The sequence below is a fragment of the Bradyrhizobium sp. LHD-71 genome, assembly GCF_031157255.1.
Classification (GTDB): domain Bacteria; phylum Pseudomonadota; class Alphaproteobacteria; order Rhizobiales; family Xanthobacteraceae; genus P52-10.
Genome location: NZ_JAVIFX010000011.1, coordinates 149,524 through 167,547, shown reverse-complemented (window position 1 = coordinate 167,547; position 18,024 = coordinate 149,524). Strand labels below are relative to the sequence as shown.

The following is an 18,024-nucleotide window of genomic DNA, read 5'->3' as shown; positions in this document are numbered from 1 at the left end:
GAACCATAGTCGCCGCATGAAGAAGCATCCCTTTCGCCTCAGCGCGCTGCAGGTCCAGTGGCTGCTGGTGGTCGGTTTTCTGACCGTCGGCTACGCGATCTACCTGCGCTATTTCGCCATCGAGAATTCACAAGTGGCGCTCGCCTGCGACGCCGGATTGCAGACCTGGCTGTGCAAAACCAGGCAGACGGCAACCTGGCTGTTCCGCCACTCCGTGTTCGGCGGTGCGGCCATCATCATCGCCGTGCTGCATATGATGCGGCCGTCGATCGTCACCCTGACGGCGGGACTTGTTGCCGCGGGCGCCGGCATCGTTCTCTACAACGTCGTTCTGTGCGGTATCGCCGTCGGCCTGCTCATTCTTGGGTTTGCGCGGCCCGCACCTGCCACATCATAGCTCCGAAGATCGCGTAGACCGCGCAGGTCCAGATCGACTGCCAGTTCGCCAGCCCTTCGTTGATGAAGATATACGCGGCTGAGAGCACCAGCGCGCCGCCGAACACCGCTTCTGCGATCGGCCGCGGCCCCTTGGGGCGCCGGTTCAGCAGCATCAGAAGCGATAGCGGCAGCGCGGCCATCGTCAGCGCGGCGAACGGAAAATCGCGATAGCGCGGATCGAAGACGAAGCCGAGCGCCGTCTCCAGGCCGATGACGGCGGTCACCGCCAGACAAAGCCCGAGTATCACCGACAGCGGCGCGCGATCGCGCAGGTGGACCGGGCCGATCAGTTCGACCAGCGTCGGCAGCGATCGGCCGGCGATCAGGGCTATCGATGCGAACACCGGTGTGAAGATCGCGGCGCCGAACAGCGCCCCCCAGCGCAGCCACCCTCCCCAGCCGAGACTTTCGACGAGCAGCTTGTCGGCGGCGACGCCGAGCAGGATCCCGCCCGCCGTCGCCGACAGTCCGACCGCGGCCCAGGCCGTCCAGCGCGGTGGCCACGGCTTGCGACGCTGGGTCAGCAACGCAACGAGGAACACAAAGGTGCAATAGGCGAGACCGGCGCCCATCTGCGATTTCCATCCCGGAAAGTTATTGATGGACTGACCGGGAGGATATTTGAGCGCACGCCGCTCGGAATCGAACAGGCCCCAGTAGCCGCCGACGGTCCCCTCGAGCTGGCGCTTCCACGGTTGATCGTAGGCTTCGATCAGGTTGACGCGATATTTTTCGGCCCGCGCGAGCGCGAGTACTTCCGATACGACCCGCGCCTGATTGGTCCGCGACGGCAGCGCGCCCTCGCGCATGCGACCGGCGCTCGGCCATCCGGTCTCGCCGATCAGGATCTCCTTCGCCGGAAACGCCACGGCAATCCGCTTGCGAATTGAATCCACGTGGGCTGCCGCATGGCGCGCGCGGATCGGGAAATCCTCCCAGTACGGAAGGATGTGAATGGTGATGAAATCGACGACCTCGTAGATTTCCCGATGCTTCAGCCAGAATTCCCACACATCCGCGTAGGTAACGGGAATCCCGGTCACCTGCGATTTCACCGAGCGGATGTAGCTGGCAAGATCGGTCGCGGTCATCTCGCCGCGCAGCAGGACCTCGTTGCCGACCACGATCGAGGAGATCACGCCAGGATATTCCTTGGCGAGTGCAACCGTCGTATCGATCTGCTGCCGATTCTTCAGCCGGTCGCTGCCGAGCCAGACGCCGTGAATGACTTTCAAGCCGGCCTTCGCGGCCAGCGCAGGAACCTGGTCGAGGCCGTTATCGACCGAATAGGTCCGCACGCAGTTGGTGATGCGCGCAAGCTGGGCAAGATCTTCCGTGATCTGCTGCGCGCTCACGCGCAGCGAAGGATCGAGAGGATTCTGCAGGCCGCGGAACGGCGCGTAGGAGACGCAATCAAGCCTGGTCGAGGCGTCGATCGGCGGCCGCGCCAAGGCGATCGGCTGGGCGATCCACCACCACACGCCAGCGATGAAGCTCAACGAGATGACGAGAAGCGTGAGAGGCGTACGAAGCGAGGACAGTGGATATCTCCCGGGAACGGCGTCGATAGCGTTTAACCGGCTGACTGCCAAGCCTCAACGCTTGCGCGCGTAAGACCGGCAGTCGGCCGCATCCGCCTGCTATTCCGTCGCAGCACAGCCGTATTGCTGGACAAGTGCCTGAAACTCCGCCATTTGAGTCCTTCGGCGGCGTGGGGCGCCGCATTGGAGACCTATTTGCACGGCATCATTTGCACGGCAGCAATGGGGCTGGCAGCAACGGGCTTCAAGTCCGCATCGAGCCTTTCGCATTTGGAAAATTTCGGGAACTTCATGCGTCGTGTAGCCTTCACTTCCTTCGGTCGCCGTGCGGCACGGGTCGCACTCGCCTGCATGGCGCTTGGCCTTATCTCAATCTCACCGGACATTGGAACCGATTCAGCGTCAGCCCAAAGCGGAGATCTGCGGACGCAGGAACAGCCGTCCAAGCAAGGCGCCACAGCGCCGGATGCTGCCAAAGACAATCAGCGCAAGGTGGATGAGTTTGCGGAAGCGGCCCAGGCTATCAACGGGCCGGCAGGCAATCCCGAGTGCGTCTGGCTCGGCCGTCGCGTTGTCGGCCTGATGTGGCGCGACGACCTGGATACCGCATTCCGGCACCTCGACCTTTACGATCGGTTCGGTTGCCCCGGCGGCCATGTGCAGGCAGCGTTCCGTTGCATCACTCGCTTTCCCGCGATCGACCCCAAGGCACCTGACAGCCTAAGCGGACGCGTGCACGCCTGCTGGATCAATCCGGCGGTTCAGCCCACCGCGACGACCGCGACCGCGCCGGCGGCCCCGGCCCAGCAGCCTGCTCAGCCGGGGGCAGCGCCCGCTACGCCGCCACCCGCCAGCAAATAGTGCGCCAAGCGGCGCGCTCCTGAACAGGCGTTCAGGATTTTTCGCAGATTTGCTGATGAAAAGTCTTTGAAACGACACAGCCTCATACGAGTTGTTAAATCGCACGGCATAGATACATTTCCCAAAGCCGCGGCCTTCAGCGAACCAAGGGGACTGGTTCGCCTAGCAGCAACTCTCCCCGTTTAGGTTTTGGTGCGATGCGCGCCGTCGTCGTAGTTCTTGCTTGCGTCACTGCGCTCCACGCGGGCATCTGGGCTCTCCTTCGCGAAGAGAGAAGCGCGCCCGACTTCCGCGGAACATTGCAGAGCGTGTCCTACGCGCCCTTCGACGGCTCTGGACATCCTGACGTCGACAACATTCCAACGCAGGAGAAAATCCGCGCCGACCTGCGCAAGCTTGCGCCAATGACGCGTGCGATCCGTCTCTACTCCTCGACCGGCGGCGTCGAACTCGTTCCGCCGATAGCCAACGAGTTTGGTCTCAAGGTCATGGTCGGCGCGTGGATCGACAAGAACCTCGAGCGCAATGAGCGCGAAATCCAGGCGGCGATCGAACTGGCCAAACGCAACTCGAATGTGATCGGCATCGTTGTCGGAAACGAAACGGTCTATCGCGGCGAGTTCAAGGCCAATGACCTGGCCGAACTTGTACGCCGGGTGAAGCGACAGGTGGACGTGCCGGTCACAACCGGCGAAATCTGGAACATCTGGCGCGACTTTCCCGAACTCGCTTCGTCGGTGGATTTCATCGCCGCCCACGTGCTCCCGTACTGGGAGGACTTTCCGGTTGAGGAAGCGGTCGCCCAGGCGGTCGACCGATACGACCTGCTTCGCAAGCTCTTCCCCGGCAAGCGGATCGTCATCGCTGAATTCGGCTGGCCTAGCGCCGGTTATAATCTGAGGCGTTCGAACCCGGGACCGCTCGAGCAGGCGGTGACGCTGCGCGACTTTGTCACGCGCGCCGAAAAAATCGGCATGGAATACAACATCGTCGAAGCGATCGATCAGCCGTGGAAGTTTTTCGAAGGCGGTGTTGGACCTTACTGGGGAATTCTTAATGCGGCACGCGAACCGAAATTCCCGTGGACCGGACCGATCGTCAATGAGTCCTACTGGAAGGAAGCGCTGATTGCACTGCTCGTCGGCGTGCTGATGTCGCTGCCGATCTTCCGTCTCAGGCGGCCGACGGTGTTGCAGTCCCTCGTGCTCGCGACGGCAGCCTGCGTGGTCGGAGCCTGGGTCGCGAACATCTTCGCCTACTGGAGCGGGCATTACTTTCTGTTCGGTTCGGGCTTCGCCCTCACCCTCGGCATCCTGCTACTGATCCCGCTGATCTTCATAGCCATGGCCCGGATCGAGGAGATCGCCACGATCGCGTTTGGCCGCGGTCCGCAGCGGTTGATCAATCGCGCCCTGCCCCAGCCGGCCGAATGGAGCGAGAAGGCACCAAAGGTCTCGATCCACATTCCGGCTTATTTCGAGCCGCCGGAGATGCTGAAGCAGACGCTCGACGCGGTATCGCGGCTGAACTACCCGAACTTCGAATGCGTCGTGATCATCAACAATACGCCTGATCCGGCATTCTGGCAGCCGATCCAGGACCATTGCCGAGCACTCGGCGAGCGGTTCATCTTCATCAATGCCGAGAAGGTCGAAGGCTTCAAGGCCGGCGCTTTGCGTCTCGCCATGGCGCGTACGGCCGCGGACGCCGAGGTGATCGGTATCATCGACGCCGACTACACCGTCCATCCCGACTGGCTGAAGGATCTTGTTCCGGCGTTCGCCGATCCACGCGTTGGCATCGTGCAGGCGCCGCAGGACCATCGCGACGGCGACCGTTCGCTGATGCACTACGTCATGAACGGCGAATATGCCGGCTTCTTCGACATCGGCATGGTGGAGCGCAACGAGCACAACGCCATCATCATCCACGGAACCATGTGCCTGATTCGCCGCGCAGCGATGGAAGCTGCCGGTGGCTGGTCCGGCGACACGATCTGCGAAGATACCGATCTCGGCCTCTCGATCATCGAGCAGGGCTGGACCACCCACTACACCAACACCCGTTATGGCCACGGGCTGCTGCCGGACACCTATGAGGCGTTCAAGAAACAGCGGCATCGCTGGGCGTATGGCGGCTTCCAGATCGTCAAGAAGCACTGGCGGCGCTTCCTGCCCGGATCGAGCCGGCTCACGCCCGCGCAGAGGCGCGAGTTCTCACTCGGCTGGCTGAACTGGCTCGGCGCTGAAAGCCTCGGCGTGCTGGTCGCCTTGCTCAATCTTGTCTGGGTGCCGATCGTCGCCTTCGCCGACATCGCCGTCCCCGACAAGATTCTCACCCTGCCGATCATCGCCGCCTTCGCGGTATCGCTGGTGCATTTCCTGGCGCTGTACCGGCTGCGGGTGCACGTCAAACCCGGCCAGATGCTGGCCGCCATGTTCGCCGCCATGTCGGTGCAGTGGACCGTGTCGCGCGCCGTTGCCAACGGGCTCATTACCGAGCACCTGCCCTTCGCACGCACATCCAAGGGCGGCCTGTCACGGATGTCGGTCGAATTCCAGGCGTTCTGGGAAGCGGTGATCGGCGTGCTGCTGTGGGTCGGCGCCGCGGTGCTGGTGATCACCAACTTCAAGGAAGTGCGCGAAATCAACATCTTCGCCGGTGTGCTGATTCTCCAGAGCCTGCCGTTCCTGTCGGCGGTCGGCATCGCGCTACTCGAGAATTCGCGGGCCAATTCCTTCGAGTTCTGGCGCAACGCACGCATTCGCACCGCCGAACTGATCGGCACCCGCCCGGTCGGCATCCACCGCCAGATCGCCGGAGGGCACTCCCTGCAAAACGAGCGTGCGCAGGACGTAACGTCCTAAGGCTCGTCCGCGCTGGACGCGTATCGCTCCGCAGGGTAAACGAATTAACATCAAAGAATCGTCTTATCGCCTTGCGTTGGATGATTATTTTGGCAGTCTACAAGACTGGGAACGGCGACCTTATCGTCGCTTGACCCCCGCGGCGGCGGCTCCTACACAGCGCCCCGAGTGAGCGCGTAGCTCAGGTGGTAGAGCACGTGACTTTTAATCATGGGGTCGTGGGTTCGAGTCCCACCGCGCTCACCAGAGATCATCATAAAATCAGGTAGTTATGAGGGGTTAAAGCCCCTCCTCTGCTTGCTTACGGCGACCGGCCGGGAATGCGGCTGGTGCATCAGCAGGCGTTGTTGAGGCCATGCCTCGAAGAGGTCGAGAATGGAAGTAGCGTCTCGAAACTCTATGCGTCGTTGTTGGCGAAGGCGTTGCTAGAGGATTATCCTACTAGCCCCACGACAAGACCGCACAGGAACGGCACCAGCCTCGGACATGCTCGCCGCAAAGCCCGCACCAACGGCAGAGCCGAGCAGGATGCCGCCGCAGGATCCACACGGTGCCAAGGCTCCCATCAAGCCGCGCCGGCCAGCGGGAACGTGCTCAACCGGCCGAAAGCCCTTGCACCATGCGCAAGACCGTCAACGCTATCGGCGCAAGCAGACCAAGAGTCTCGTATCCCGGAAGAACGCCGATCAGGAAGGTGGGGATCGCCATAGCCGCCACCGAGACAGTCAGCGCCGCACGCCGGCTGAGCGATCACCGATGTGGCCGATGATCAGGCCGCCGATTGGCCGTGCCGCAAAGTCGTACCATTCGAGCACGTTGCCGATCAGTCCCGCGGCGATCACACGCCGCCTTTGTGTCGAGTCCATATCGCTGCCCATTGCCCTCTCACGCGAGCGAAGAATCGGTTGGCCCGAGCACCGCAATGTGCCGTCTGCTTTCTTAAAACCTCCACGTGAACTGCCCCTTGACGGCATGATCCTGGACAGCGTCGGCGAGTTGGCCGAGATAGGACACACCGAGCGTCGCCTGTGATGTGACGCGCAAATCGAGCCCCGCCTCGACCAGCGCGCTGTCGCGCGCCAGCGGCACGCCGGTGATGCCGAAGCCCATGCCGGTGCTCTGGAACGTGAGCTCCACCGCAGGCGTCACATCGTTAAAGGCGTGCTGCCACGCGAATGACGCCCGCGGCGTCAGCGCCATGCGGTCGACCAGCGCAAACGTCGCCGCGAACCGCGCGCCGATCGTCGAGTAGCCGACGTCTTGGGTGCTGCCTGAGCCGATGAGCGCGGCGAGATCGCCCGCCTCTCGGAAACCGTTGGCGTGGAGGTGCACCCAGGCCAGCCCGGCAAACGGCTCGGCTGCCATGCGCCCAAACTCAAAGCCGTAGCCGAGTTCGCCAAACACCTGCGCCGTGGCGCCGCCATACTGCGACTTCGCCTGCTCGACGAAGCCCGGGAACGCGATCCAGCGGCTGGTGTCGATCTGATGGTTCGCATAGGCGGCGCCGCCGCGCAGGTTCCAGGCGCCGAAGCTGCCATCGCCATAGAGCGCCACATGACCGCTATCGACGCTGGCGCTGCTCGCGCGTGCGCCGATCCTGATCTTCGACTGTGAATAGCCGGCGGCGAAGCCGACGCGCCAGCCGTCCGTGAGACTGCCGTCGAGCCCGACCAACACACCGCCGAGGCTGCGCTCGACGGTGGCGGCGTTGCCGTTGCCCTCGAAGGTGCCCCAGGCGCCATAGCCCTGCGACCAGAAGGTCAGATCGGGACGGCGCGGCAGCGCAATGGGCGGTGCTTTCACTGGTAAGTTCGCCGCATACGCCTCTTGTGGCGATGGCTGATAGGCGAGTTCCGGGCCGCCGATCCCGAGTGCCGCCAGCGGCCCCTCTGCATAAGGCGCCTGGCGCAATCGACTGAGCACGGCGCTGCGCACGTAGCGGCTGTCGTCGGCGAGCGAACCCGCTACGCTCGCATGCACTTCGCCCGAGAGCGCATCGAAGGCGCGACGCGCATCGGCCGCGGTGGGCAGATTGAGCACCGCAGCTCCGAGCACGCTGTTGATGCCGGCTTGCAATGCATTGGCAACGGCATGCTGATTGGGCGTCCGCGCCGCCGAGCTGAACGGTCGCAGCGTCAGATCGAGGAACACGTTGTTGCCGTCGTCGCTGAACGACGGATCGAGGAAAGCAGTGCTGACAGCAGATAGCGTCTCGGTCCCGCTCACCCCACCGTCAGCGTGAAGGATGATGTAGCGCGTGCGGGGCCTGTAGTCGTCGGGTGTGGCCACGACCCGCACGGTGCCGGCGAGCGCCGCCGTACCGCTGATGTTGGTGCGGTCGGTGGCGGTCGCCGAGACCTCGACCAGGTAGGTCGCCGCAGTCGAGAACGCGAGATTGCCCTGCACACTGATCGTGCCGATTGAGTTGCCCGGTGACAGCGTGCCGCCGTTGATCGTGGTTGCGGGCAGCGTACCAATGCCACCAACGAGACCGCCGACATTCACTGTCAGCAGGTTCGACTCGGCAATCGAGCCATTCACGATCAGCGCGCCGCGATCGACGGTCGTGTCACCAGTGTAGCTGTGAGTGCCGGTGAGGGTCAGCCTGCCGGCGCCAAGCTTGGCGAGTTCGCCGGTGCCGGAGACAGTGCCGTCATAGGTGAGATTGTCTGAGCGGTCGAAGGCAAGGACGCCATTGTTGAGGACGTCCCCGACGATCGAGCCCGACGTGCCGCCATTGCCGATGTGCAATGTGCCGGCGTTGATGCTCGTGCCGCCGGTGTAAGTGTTGGTGCCGGTTAGCGTCAGCCTGCTTGCGCCGGTCTTGGTGAGTGCGCCGGGGCCGGAGATGATGCTGGTGACAGTGAGATCGGCGGCCGCGTTGAAGGCCCCCCCGCCGGCCTCGAGGGTGATGGCGCGCGCCATGGTGAAGGCGGAGGTGTTCTCAAGCGCGCCGCCATTGAAGATGAGGCCGCCCGATACGTTGCCCAGATTGGCGTTGGAGGAGATCGCCACCGTGCCGGCGTTGATGGTCGTGCCGCCGCTATAGGTGTTTGTCCCTGTGAGGGTGAGCCGACCGGCGCCGAACTTGGCGAGCGCACCGCTGCCGGAGATGGTGCCTCCATAAGAGAGATCGTTGGAGCGATCGAAGGCAAGGACGCCGTTGTTGACGACGTTGCCAATGATCGATCCCGACGCACCGCCATCGCCGATGCGCAGCGTGCCGGCTGCGATGGTCGTGCCGCCGCCATAGGTGTTCGTTCCGGTGAGGGTAAGCCGGCCAGCCCCAAATTTGGCGAGCACGCCGGCACCGGAGACTGCACCTGCGTAGCTGAAATCGTCAGCGCGGTCGAAGGCAAGGACGCTGTGGTTGACGACATCGCCGACGACCGATCCCGACGTGCCACCATCGCCGATACGCAGCGTGCCGGCGGCGATGGTCGTGCCGCCGGTGTAGATGTTGGCGCCGGTCAGCGTCAGCCTGCCGCTACCAACCTTGGTGAGTGCACCGGGACCGGAGATGATGCCGGTCGCGGTAAGATCCGCGACCGTGTTGAAGGTGCCGCCGCCAGCGCCCAAAGTGATGCCACGCGCCGTGCTCAAGGCCGCGGTGTTCTCAAGGGTACCGCCGTTGAAGGTCAGGCCGCCCGACGCTGCGCCGAGATGGGCGTCCGCCGCAACCGACAGTGTGCCGGCGGAGATGGTGGTGCCGCCAATGTAGGTGTTGGCGCCGGTCAGCGTCAGCCTGCCGGCACCGAACTTGGCAAGCGCGCCGGTGCCGGAGATTGCACCCGCGTAGCTTAGATCGTCGGAGCGGTCGACAGCCAGGACACCGTTATTGACGACGTCGCCGACAATCGAGCCCGACGTGCCGCCATCACCAATGCGCAGTGTGCCGGCGGAGATGGTCGTGCCGCCCGTGTAAGTGCTGTTGCCCGTGAGAGTGAGCCGACCCGCGCCGAACTTGGTAAGCGCACCGCTGCCGGAGACAGCCCCTCCATAAGAGAGATCGTCGGAGCGATCGAAGGCCAAAACGCCGTTGTTCGCGACATCGCCGACGATCGAGCCCGCCGTGCCACCATCGCCGATACGCACCGTGCCGGCGGCGATGGTGGTGCCGCCGCTGTAGGTGTTATTGCCGGTGAGAGTGAGAGTACCGGACCCGGCCTTGATGAGCGCGCCGGCGCCGGAGACGAGTCCGGTGACTGTCAGGTCGGCAGTCGTGCGAAAGGTGCCGCCGCCCGGCGCGAGCGTAATGGCGCGCCCTGTCGTGAAGGTCGCGGTGCTCTCGAGCGCACCGCCATCGAAGCTCAGGCCGCCCAACGCGTCGCCGAGATTGGGGTCAGCGGAGACCGACAACGTGCCGGCTTTGATGATCGTGCCGCCGCTGTAGGTGTTGACGCGCGTCAGCGTCAGCGTGCCGGCGCCGGTCTTGGTGAGCGCGCCGGGACCGGAGATGATGCCGGTCGCGGTCAGATCAGCGGTGGTGCGGAAGGTGCCGTCGCGAGTGGCGAGCGTGATGGCGCGCGCCGTGGTGAAGGCCGCGGTGTTCTCGAGGGTGCCGCCGTTGAAGCTCAGCCCCCCCGATGCGTCGCCGAGATTGGCATCGGAGGAGACCGACAGCGTGCCGGCGTCGATCGCAGTGCCGCCCGAATAGGTATTGGCACCCGTGAGCACGACGGTGCCGGCTCCGATCTTGACGATGCCGCCCGTGCCGGTGATCGACGTAGCGATGGTCGCCGTCGTCCGCACCCCTTCGGCCCACAGCCGCGCCGTGCCCGTCGCCGTCAATGCACCGTTTTGTCCGGCGACGAGGTTGTAGCCGTCGCTGACGAATTCGAGGGTCTCGAAGCTCTGTGGGCCCTCAATCGTCACGGTGCCGGGGTTGCCCTCGAAAACCCCATGCACGCTGCCCCAAACCGTGGACTGGCTGCCATCCGCGTTCAACCAGTTGGGATCGCCCGCGCGCCACATGCCCGTGCCGCCGCCGACCGAGCCTTGCCAGAACTGTAGCTTGGTCGGATCGTCGTAGACTACGAGGTTCACCTGGTGCTGCGCGGTGTTCTTTGTGTCGATCCGGCTGACAAATCCCGCCGGGCGGCTTCCGAGCGTCAGTCCGTTATCGGTGAGCGAACCATACTCGAACAACTGGTAGACGCCGGGGCCATAGCCTCCGGCGTCCGTGACGTTGAGCGTGCCCGCGAGCGTCAGGTTGCCGCCGACGTCGAACAAGGTGCCGCTCGGGGTGCCGATCGCGACATTGACGCTCGAGGCCGCGTTCAGCACCAGCGCGCCCATGCTCAGCGACGCTCCACTGTTCGTCGCGGTATTTGCCCCTGCGAGGATGCCGCCGTTCTGCACGGTCACCGTGCCGCCGATGCTGCCGGAACCGGTCAGCGTAGGACCAGCCAGCGTAGCGCCACTGTCAACGCTGACCGCGCCGGCGCCGAGCGTCCCGGCGACCCGCAACGTCCCGGCGTTAATCGTGGTGTCGCCGCTGTAGGTGCTGGCGCCGGTCAGCGTCAGCGTGCCGGCGCCAAGCTTGGTGAGCGCGCCGGTACCGGAAATCGCGCCGCCGTAGCTGAGATCGTCGGAGCGGTTGAAGGTCAGGACGCCGTTGTTGACGACATCACCCACGATCGAGCCTGAGGTGCCGCCGTTGCCGATCTGCAGCGTGCCGGCGCTGATGGTCGTGCCGCTGGTGTAGGTATTGTTGCCGGTGAGCGTCAGCGTACCGCTGCCGGTCTTGATGGGGGCGCCGCCGGCAAACGGAAGCAAGTCGGAGACAACCCCGCTCACCGTGAGGTCGGCGTCGGTCTGGAACGTACCGATGCCGATCAGCGCGACGTTGCGCGCCGTCGTGAACGCCGTCGTGTTCTGCAGCGTGCCACCGTCGATGAAGGCAAGCACACCCGTCGCAGCGCCGAGGTTGCCGTCCGAGGAGACCGAGAGCGTCCCCTCGTCGATGAACGTGCCGCCGGTGTAAGTATTGGTGCCGGTGAGGGTCAGCGTGCCGGCGCCAAACTTGGTGAGTGCGCCGGAGCCGGAGATGACGGCGGTGACGGTGAGATCGGCGGCGGTGTTGAAGATGCCGCCGCCGCTCAACAGGGTAATGCTCCGCGTCGTGCTGAAGGCCGCCGTGTTCTGCAGCGTGCCGCCATTGAAGGTGAGCACGCCGGACGTGTCGCCCAGCATGTTGTCCGAGGAGATTGACAGCACGCCCTGATTGATCGTCCAGGGGGTGACAGAGGTCGGACACGCCGTTGTACACATCAGCGTCCAGGTGCTGCTGCCCGTCTTCTCGAACGCCTCGAAGCCCTGATATTGCGAACCGATCTGGCTGACGTTGAAGGTCCCGTTGGCCATTCCGCCCAGCGCCAGGGTGTCGTTGGCGCCAGTGGTCGCGGCCACATTGCCGTTGATGGTCGAGCCGTTCCACAGCTCGAGCTTGTTGGTCCCGCCGCCGAAGGTGATGGCGCGGGACCGTGAGCCAGACCCGCCGTCGGCAAGACCGCCATAGATCGTGCCGCTGTTGATCACAGTGCCGCTGTTGACGTATACGCCCCAGCCGCCATAGCCGCCAGCGCCGTTGGTGCGTCCGGTGCCACCGCTGCCGCCGTTACCGCCCTTGATCGTGCTGCTGTTGATCAGGGTGGCGCCATTGGCAATGCTGACGCCTATACCGCCGTAGCCGCCGCTGCCGCCGACAGTGAAGATGCCGCCGACGCCGTTGGCGCCGGTGCCGCCGTTGCCTCCCTCGATCGTGCTGCTGTTGATCAGGGTGGCGGCATTGGCAATGCTGACGCCTATACCGCCTTTGGCGCCGTTGCCGCCGACGAGGTAGAGGCCGCCGCCGCCGTTACCGCCATTGCCGCCGGTGATCGTGCCGCTGTTGGTCAAGGTGCCGCCAGTAGCCGAGACGCCGGTTGCGCCGGTGCCGCCGTTGCCGTTGCGGAAGCTGTAGCCGCCGTTGCCGCCGTTGCCGCCGGTGATCGTGCCGCTGTTGGTCAAGGTGCCGCCATCGCCAAGCGTGACGCCATAGCCGCCATTGCCGCCGGGGGCGGCGCTGTTAAAATTTGGGCCGCCGTTGCCGCCATTGCCGCCTTTGATCGTGCCGCTGTTGGTCAGGGCGTCGCCATCGCCAAGCGTGACGCCATAGCCGCCTGCACCGCCCTTCGATAGACTTGCCTCAGATTGGGTGTTGGCATTGCCGCCGTCGCCGGCCTTGATATAGCCGCTATTGATCAGGTTGCCGCCAGTGACCGACACGCCGTAGCCGCCGTTGCCGCCCGTAGACTGAAATCCGTAGCCGGAGGTGCCGCCGTCGCCGCCGCGGATCATGCCGTTATTGGTCACGATGCTGCCGGTGGTCCCGACCAACACGAGACCCCCGCCGCCGGTGCCGCCGGTGCCGCCGGGGCCGATCTTTGTTGGCCCGGTCAGGATTGTGCCGCCGGTGCCGCCGTCGCCGCCAGCAATTCTTGAGTAGGAGCCGAGCGTGACCTGACTGGTCTGGTTCAACCAGAGGCCCACACCGCCGTCGCCCCCGTTGCCGCCGCCGGCATAATTCTCGCGATCACCTCCCCCGCCTGCGCCGCCGGTGCCGCCCTGGCCGCCGGTGGCGTTGACCAAATCAGAGAGCGCGCCAGTGGAGCCGGTGACGAGCGCGCCAAAGCCGCCGGCGCCGCCCCCGCCCCCACCACCCGTTTTACAACAAACGCTGCCCTTGCCGCCCTGGCCGCCGTAACCGCCCTTGCCGCCCAAAGCACCTTCGAACGGCAGCGTGCTCCCGTGGTAACCGTGCGCCCCGCCCCCGCCTCCGCCTCCGCCGCTGCCGCTGAGGACATCGGCGCGCGAGCCGGGGCTACCATCGGCGCCGGCGAAGGCGCCACCGGCACCCCCGCTGCCGCTGCCGCAATCGAGACCGCCGTCGGAGGCGCCGCAGCCGCCCGCGCCGCCATAAACGCCGGCGCCGCCCCCGCCCCCACCGCCACCGCCGCCGCTGCTGACGAAGGCGCCGGGATGGCCGGGGTTGCCGGTGCCTGTCGCTGTGGTGGCACCACCGCCGCCACCGATGTTGCCCGATTGGCTGGGGCCGCCGGTGCCGCCGCCCTGCGCATAGGCGGACGGCGCCAGCTCCACGAGAGTAAGAGTCTCCGCCAGCGCGACGGCAACCAGCGCCGTGGTGCCGACCAGCGCCCGTTTCAGCCGTCGAACGCGATCGGAAGGATCGTACGACGATCTTGCGAGCCGTGCCTGCTGAACGGCGCCGTCAATTCGCCCATGCACGGCAGCGACCAGCGCATCCGACCGGTTCGGCTGCGTTTCGTGCAACAGAAAATCCGCCAGGCGCCGCATACGATTGCCGGCGCGCTTCGCACCGGACAAGCCGCGCGTCGGCGAAGAGTGCTCAAGACCAGAGCCGTGCGTCTGAGCTCGGTTGCGCTTCATGCCGCCGCCTCGATCAATTCCTTGACCGTCGTCCCATGTATCCTGCCTCAAACTTCTCTTCGGTTCGTTGCGAACGCACTTGAAGCTTTGATTGTTGGGATTGACGCAGGAGCACCGATTTTGAGATCAAGCCGAACGTTCGATATCCACTCCGACAATCATTCGTGATGAGCGATCACGAGTTCGACTTGTCGATAACGCGAATCACGCTGCTACAACTTTGAGTATGTCTGCGTCGCTACGGATCGATGCGGAGAATTTCGCAAAGCATCGAAGAAAGAGAGATGGGTGTGTCGGCTTTGCATCAAGTTCCGCAGTGACCGCGAGATAGGCGGAACGTCAGTGGTGCAATGTTACGACAAGACCAATGTGTGCTCGCCGCTAGACGACCCGCACGCCGCGCAGATTGCGCTTGGCATCGGTCCAGAAGGAGTCGTTCTCGACGCGACGGATCACGTCTGGCGGTAGGATCATCTGCCGATCAATGTGTTGCACCTTGGCAGCGACGCGATGCAGGCCCGGCGTGCCAAGCCGCGCGTCGAACTCGTCCTCCGCGTAGTCGACGTGATCGAAGTCATGGGCGAAGGGCGGCGCGCCAATGAAGTCGTAGACCGCCGCCATCGCCTTGGCCGGCGTGCGGGTCAGCGTCTCGTAGGTCAGCAGCATGAGCCGGTCCGCATGCTCCCCGTAATAGGCCTCCTTGAGCGCGTTATAGGCGAAGCCGACCATGCCGTTCATCCCGAGCAGACCATCCACCCGGTTGTAGACCGTGCCGCCGGGATCGAAGTTGAAGATCTTGGACGGCTCGAACTTGTTGCGCCGGATCAGCCGCTCCACGCTATCGAGCACCCAGGGTAGGTCGCGCACGCAGGCGATCACCTTCGCGTCCGGGAATAGCGTGGCCAGCGCCGGCAGCTTGCCGCACCAGAGGCGGTTGGTGTCGAACACGAGCTTCTCTGCCTGGATATGCTGATAAAAGCTCTCGAACAGGCCGGCGAGAACGGCCTTGCGCTGCCTCTCTTCGATGAACAGGGCGAACTCGTTCTCCTGGCTCATCTGTCTGAGCAGGGCCATGAATAGCGTGCCGACCGGACTGGTCATCCCGGCATGGAAGCCTGGGTTCTGACGCAGGATGCCGGCCAGCAGCGTTGATCCCGCCCGTGGCAGACCGGAAATGAAATGAATGCCGTGCTGCATACCCCTCACAACGCCTAACGACCGGCCAACAATTTTCTGCGCATTTCGGTCGCCGAGATGCTCTCGGTCGCATCATCCAGGTCGATCCGCTCGATGGCGTAGCCCACGTCACGCCCATAGAAAATGTGGCTGATATTCGGGATCGGCACGACCAGGAAGCGTCCCTCGAACTCTCGCAACGCATGTTCGATGCGCGAGCGTACGTACTCGAAGTCGAAGGGATTCTTGCTGTCGATGCCCTGCGTGTTACGCACGGCGATGCAGACTTGACCGACGCGCTTGATGCCTTCGACGATCAGCGCCCGATGCCCGTCGTGGAACGGCTGATAGCGCCCGACAAACAGTGCGGTTGGCTTTTTGGGGTCGAAGATCGGGCGCAGCCGCATCATGGCTTGTTCCGCCCAGAATTCCGGCGCACCGTCGCTCGTCACCCGAAGATCGAAGCGCTCCGGTGTAACGAACATCCGGTTGGTGTCCTCGAAGGCGCCTGCCCGGATCCGGTCGACAAAGACGACAAAGGCGTTGCCACCACTCAGGAACGCCTCGCGCGCAGCAAGTGTCGGGCAGATGAAATCGGCGATCGCGAAGCAGCCGACCTTTACGACTTGGTCGCAAAGCCAGCCCATGCGGCGCGCCTGCTCGATGCGGTCCGCCTCAGAGAAGCCGAGGTCCCGATTGACGTTGGCGCGAACGTCATCGGCGTTGAAATGCACCGCATTTAGACGCGGCGCGAGCGCGTTAGCGAGCGTCGTCTTGCCCGCACCGGGCAGGCCCATGATCAGAATCTTCTTGTGCATCGAACACACCTAGATGACCCAACGAGGTGTCCCGGCAAGCCGTCGTATGGAGGTTTGCTCTGCGACAACCGCGAATCACGCAGCTACAGACTTTGCATTGTCATCGCATCGCTGCGGATCAATGCAGAGAAACGTTGCAACACCGCGAAGAAAGAGAGCGAGTGTGCCTGCTTTGCATCACTCGCGGCTTTGCACAACGGGCTGATCTTGAAGCGCCGATCATGTTGCGGACCAAGATGGATGCAAGCGACACGGAATTCCGTCGCAGCACCATGCAACGCGAGATCGATCGGGAATATCGTGAAGTACGTTGGCGTAGCTTCAGTGATACCGGCGCAGCCTAGATCATCAATAGCCCGCTGACCATCGTCACTGTTCCGAGAAGGATCACGGCCAACAAAGCGCTTTCCACAAGCGTGGTGTTCTCCATCGCGCCCCCTCCCAAGCTGCACATCGTTATGAAGATGAGTCGGAAGGGCGACCGTCGTTCCCACGGAACCAAAAATTTTGTTCACTTTGTAACACTGGCGCCATCGCCGTCTCTTAGCGCCCCGCCTCAACTCTCCGTCGGTGGCGCAGCGATCGGGCGCGGTGATAGCCTCCAAGGATGCCTTGGACCGGTCCTGACCTGACAGTTCCGCCTGTCTGGCCCCAGGCACTCAGGCGCCGGTTGCCTGCCTGTTCCAGGATAGCGGCTTCCGGCGAAGCAGCCCCTCAATCGATCATCCGGCCCCGCCGGCAAAACTGGCATCCATCTTGCTCCGCGAGGGCGCACGGCCATTACCCCTCGCTGCAGGAGTTGTCATGGACATCGGTGTGTTCATCCCCATCGCCAATAACGGCTGGCTGATCTCCACCACGTCGCCGCAGTACATGCCGACGTTCGCCCTCAACCGCGAGATCGTGCAGAAGGCTGAGCACTACGGCCTCGACTTCGCGCTTTCGATGATCAAGCTGCGGGGCTTCGGCGGCAAGAGCGAGTTCTGGGACCACGCGCTGGAATCCTTCACGCTGATGGCCGGCCTTGCCGCGGTCACGTCGCGGATCCGGCTCTATGCTTCAGTCGCGGCACTGACCATTCCGCCGGCGATCGTTGCGCGCATGGCGGTCACGATCGATTCGATTTCCAACGGCCGGGCCGGCATCAACATCGTGTCAGGCTGGGCGAAGGACGAGTACGAGCAGATGGGCCTGTGGCCGGGTGAGGCGCACTTCGGACGTCGCTACGACCACAGCACAGAGTATGTGCGCATCTTGCGGGAGCTTTGGGAAACCGGCCGCTCGGACTTCAAGGGCAAACATTTCCAGATGAATGATTGCCAACTCAGTCCACGTCCTCAGAAACCCATCAAGATCGTCGCTGCAGGTCAGAGCGCGCGCGGCATGCAGTTCGGTGCCGAGTTCTGCGATTTCAACTTCACCCTCGGGTCAGGCGTCAACACGCCCACCGCTTATGCGCCAACCAACAAGCAGATGCTGTCGGCGGCCGCGCATACCGGACGGGACGTCGGCACCTACGTTCTGTTCATGGTGATCGCCGATGAAACGGACGAGGCCGCCATGGCCAAGTGGCAGCACTTCCGGGCCGGCACCGACCTCGACGCCCTCGCCTGGATGTCCGGCCAGGCGGCGGCCGATCCGAATGCCGCGGACGGCTCGACGGCCAAGGCCATCACCGTTCCCGAGGGAGCGATCAACTTCAACATGGGAACGCTGGTCGGCTCATACGCATCGGTCGCCCGCATGCTCGATCAGGCGGCATCGGTGCCGGGCACCAAGGGCATCATGCTGACGTTCGACGATTTCCTGATCGGCATGGAGCAGTTCGGCCAACGCATCCAACCTCTCATGATCAGCCGCAACCAATAGCGA

General features: G+C 64.1%; 10 protein-coding genes and 1 tRNA gene. 5 read left to right on the top strand and 6 right to left on the bottom strand.

Annotation, left to right across the window (positions count from 1 at the left end; all coding sequences use genetic code 11):
• The first annotated feature begins 16 nt into the window (after positions 1-16).
• Positions 17-397, top strand: coding sequence for a hypothetical protein (locus RCO31_RS14250; protein WP_308969062.1), 381 nt, complete (start codon positions 17-19; stop codon positions 395-397).
• Here RCO31_RS14250 and RCO31_RS14245 read toward each other — a convergent pair.
• Entirely contained in the window at positions 357-1,937 is a 1,581-nt protein-coding gene (locus tag RCO31_RS14245) for a glycosyl hydrolase family 17 protein (protein WP_308969061.1), read from the bottom strand. The genes RCO31_RS14250 and RCO31_RS14245 overlap by 41 nt on opposite strands.
• Before the next feature lie 333 nt (positions 1,938-2,270).
• Between RCO31_RS14245 and RCO31_RS14240 the strand changes: the two genes are divergently transcribed.
• From RCO31_RS14240 to RCO31_RS14230, 3 genes are all read left to right on the top strand, one after another.
• Positions 2,271-2,840 carry a beta-1-3, beta-1-6-glucan biosynthesis protein gene (locus RCO31_RS14240; protein ID WP_374991481.1) on the top strand — a complete coding sequence of 190 codons (570 nt, stop codon included), beginning with the start codon at positions 2,271-2,273 and terminating at the stop codon, positions 2,838-2,840.
• Between the two features lie 197 nt (positions 2,841-3,037).
• A complete protein-coding gene (locus tag RCO31_RS14235; RefSeq protein ID WP_308969060.1) occupies positions 3,038-5,707 on the top strand; it encodes a glycosyltransferase in 2,670 nt (889 codons plus the stop codon).
• Between the two features lie 170 nt (positions 5,708-5,877).
• Positions 5,878-5,953, top strand: a tRNA-Lys gene (locus RCO31_RS14230).
• Between the two features lie 479 nt (positions 5,954-6,432).
• Here the strand turns inward: RCO31_RS14230 and RCO31_RS14225 are convergent.
• The 5 genes from RCO31_RS14225 to RCO31_RS14205 form a co-directional block, all read right to left on the bottom strand.
• Entirely contained in the window at positions 6,433-6,585 is a 153-nt protein-coding gene (locus RCO31_RS14225) for a hypothetical protein (RefSeq protein ID WP_308969059.1), read from the bottom strand.
• 61 nt (positions 6,586-6,646) lie between these two features.
• Positions 6,647-14,158 carry an autotransporter-associated beta strand repeat-containing protein gene (locus RCO31_RS14220; protein WP_308969058.1) on the bottom strand — a complete coding sequence of 2,504 codons (7,512 nt, stop codon included), beginning with the start codon at positions 14,156-14,158 and terminating at the stop codon, positions 6,647-6,649.
• Positions 14,159-14,539: 381 nt separating this feature from the next.
• Positions 14,540-15,355, bottom strand: coding sequence for a sulfotransferase (locus tag RCO31_RS14215; protein WP_308969057.1), 816 nt, complete (start codon positions 15,353-15,355; stop codon positions 14,540-14,542).
• A 14-nt stretch (positions 15,356-15,369) separates the two neighbouring features.
• Positions 15,370-16,152, bottom strand: a complete 783-nt coding sequence (locus RCO31_RS14210) for an adenylyl-sulfate kinase (RefSeq protein WP_308969056.1) — start codon at positions 16,150-16,152, stop codon at positions 15,370-15,372.
• A gap of 83 nt (positions 16,153-16,235) precedes the next feature.
• Positions 16,236-16,667 carry a hypothetical protein gene (locus RCO31_RS14205; protein WP_308969055.1) on the bottom strand — a complete coding sequence of 144 codons (432 nt, stop codon included), beginning with the start codon at positions 16,665-16,667 and terminating at the stop codon, positions 16,236-16,238.
• Between the two features lie 289 nt (positions 16,668-16,956).
• Between RCO31_RS14205 and rutA the strand changes: the two genes are divergently transcribed.
• Complete coding sequence (gene rutA, locus RCO31_RS14200) at positions 16,957-18,021, top strand: pyrimidine utilization protein A (protein ID WP_308969054.1); 1,065 nt, start codon at positions 16,957-16,959, stop codon at positions 18,019-18,021.
• The last annotated feature ends 3 nt before the right edge of the window (positions 18,022-18,024 follow it).

Bases quoted from the DNA above. Each gene is read 5' to 3' on its own strand.
- RCO31_RS14250 (WP_308969062.1), top strand. From the start codon at position 17: ATGAAGAAGCATCCCTTTCGCCTCAGCGCGCTGCAGGTCCAGTGGCTG.
- RCO31_RS14240 (WP_374991481.1), top strand. From the start codon at position 2,271: ATGCGTCGTGTAGCCTTCACTTCCTTCGGTCGCCGTGCGGCACGGGTC.
- RCO31_RS14235 (WP_308969060.1), top strand. From the start codon at position 3,038: ATGCGCGCCGTCGTCGTAGTTCTTGCTTGCGTCACTGCGCTCCACGCG.
- RCO31_RS14225 (WP_308969059.1), bottom strand. From the start codon at position 6,585: ATGGGCAGCGATATGGACTCGACACAAAGGCGGCGTGTGATCGCCGCG.
- RCO31_RS14220 (WP_308969058.1), bottom strand. From the start codon at position 14,158: ATGAAGCGCAACCGAGCTCAGACGCACGGCTCTGGTCTTGAGCACTCT.
- RCO31_RS14215 (WP_308969057.1), bottom strand. From the start codon at position 15,355: ATGCAGCACGGCATTCATTTCATTTCCGGTCTGCCACGGGCGGGATCA.
- RCO31_RS14210 (WP_308969056.1), bottom strand. From the start codon at position 16,152: ATGCACAAGAAGATTCTGATCATGGGCCTGCCCGGTGCGGGCAAGACG.
- rutA (WP_308969054.1), top strand. From the start codon at position 16,957: ATGGACATCGGTGTGTTCATCCCCATCGCCAATAACGGCTGGCTGATC.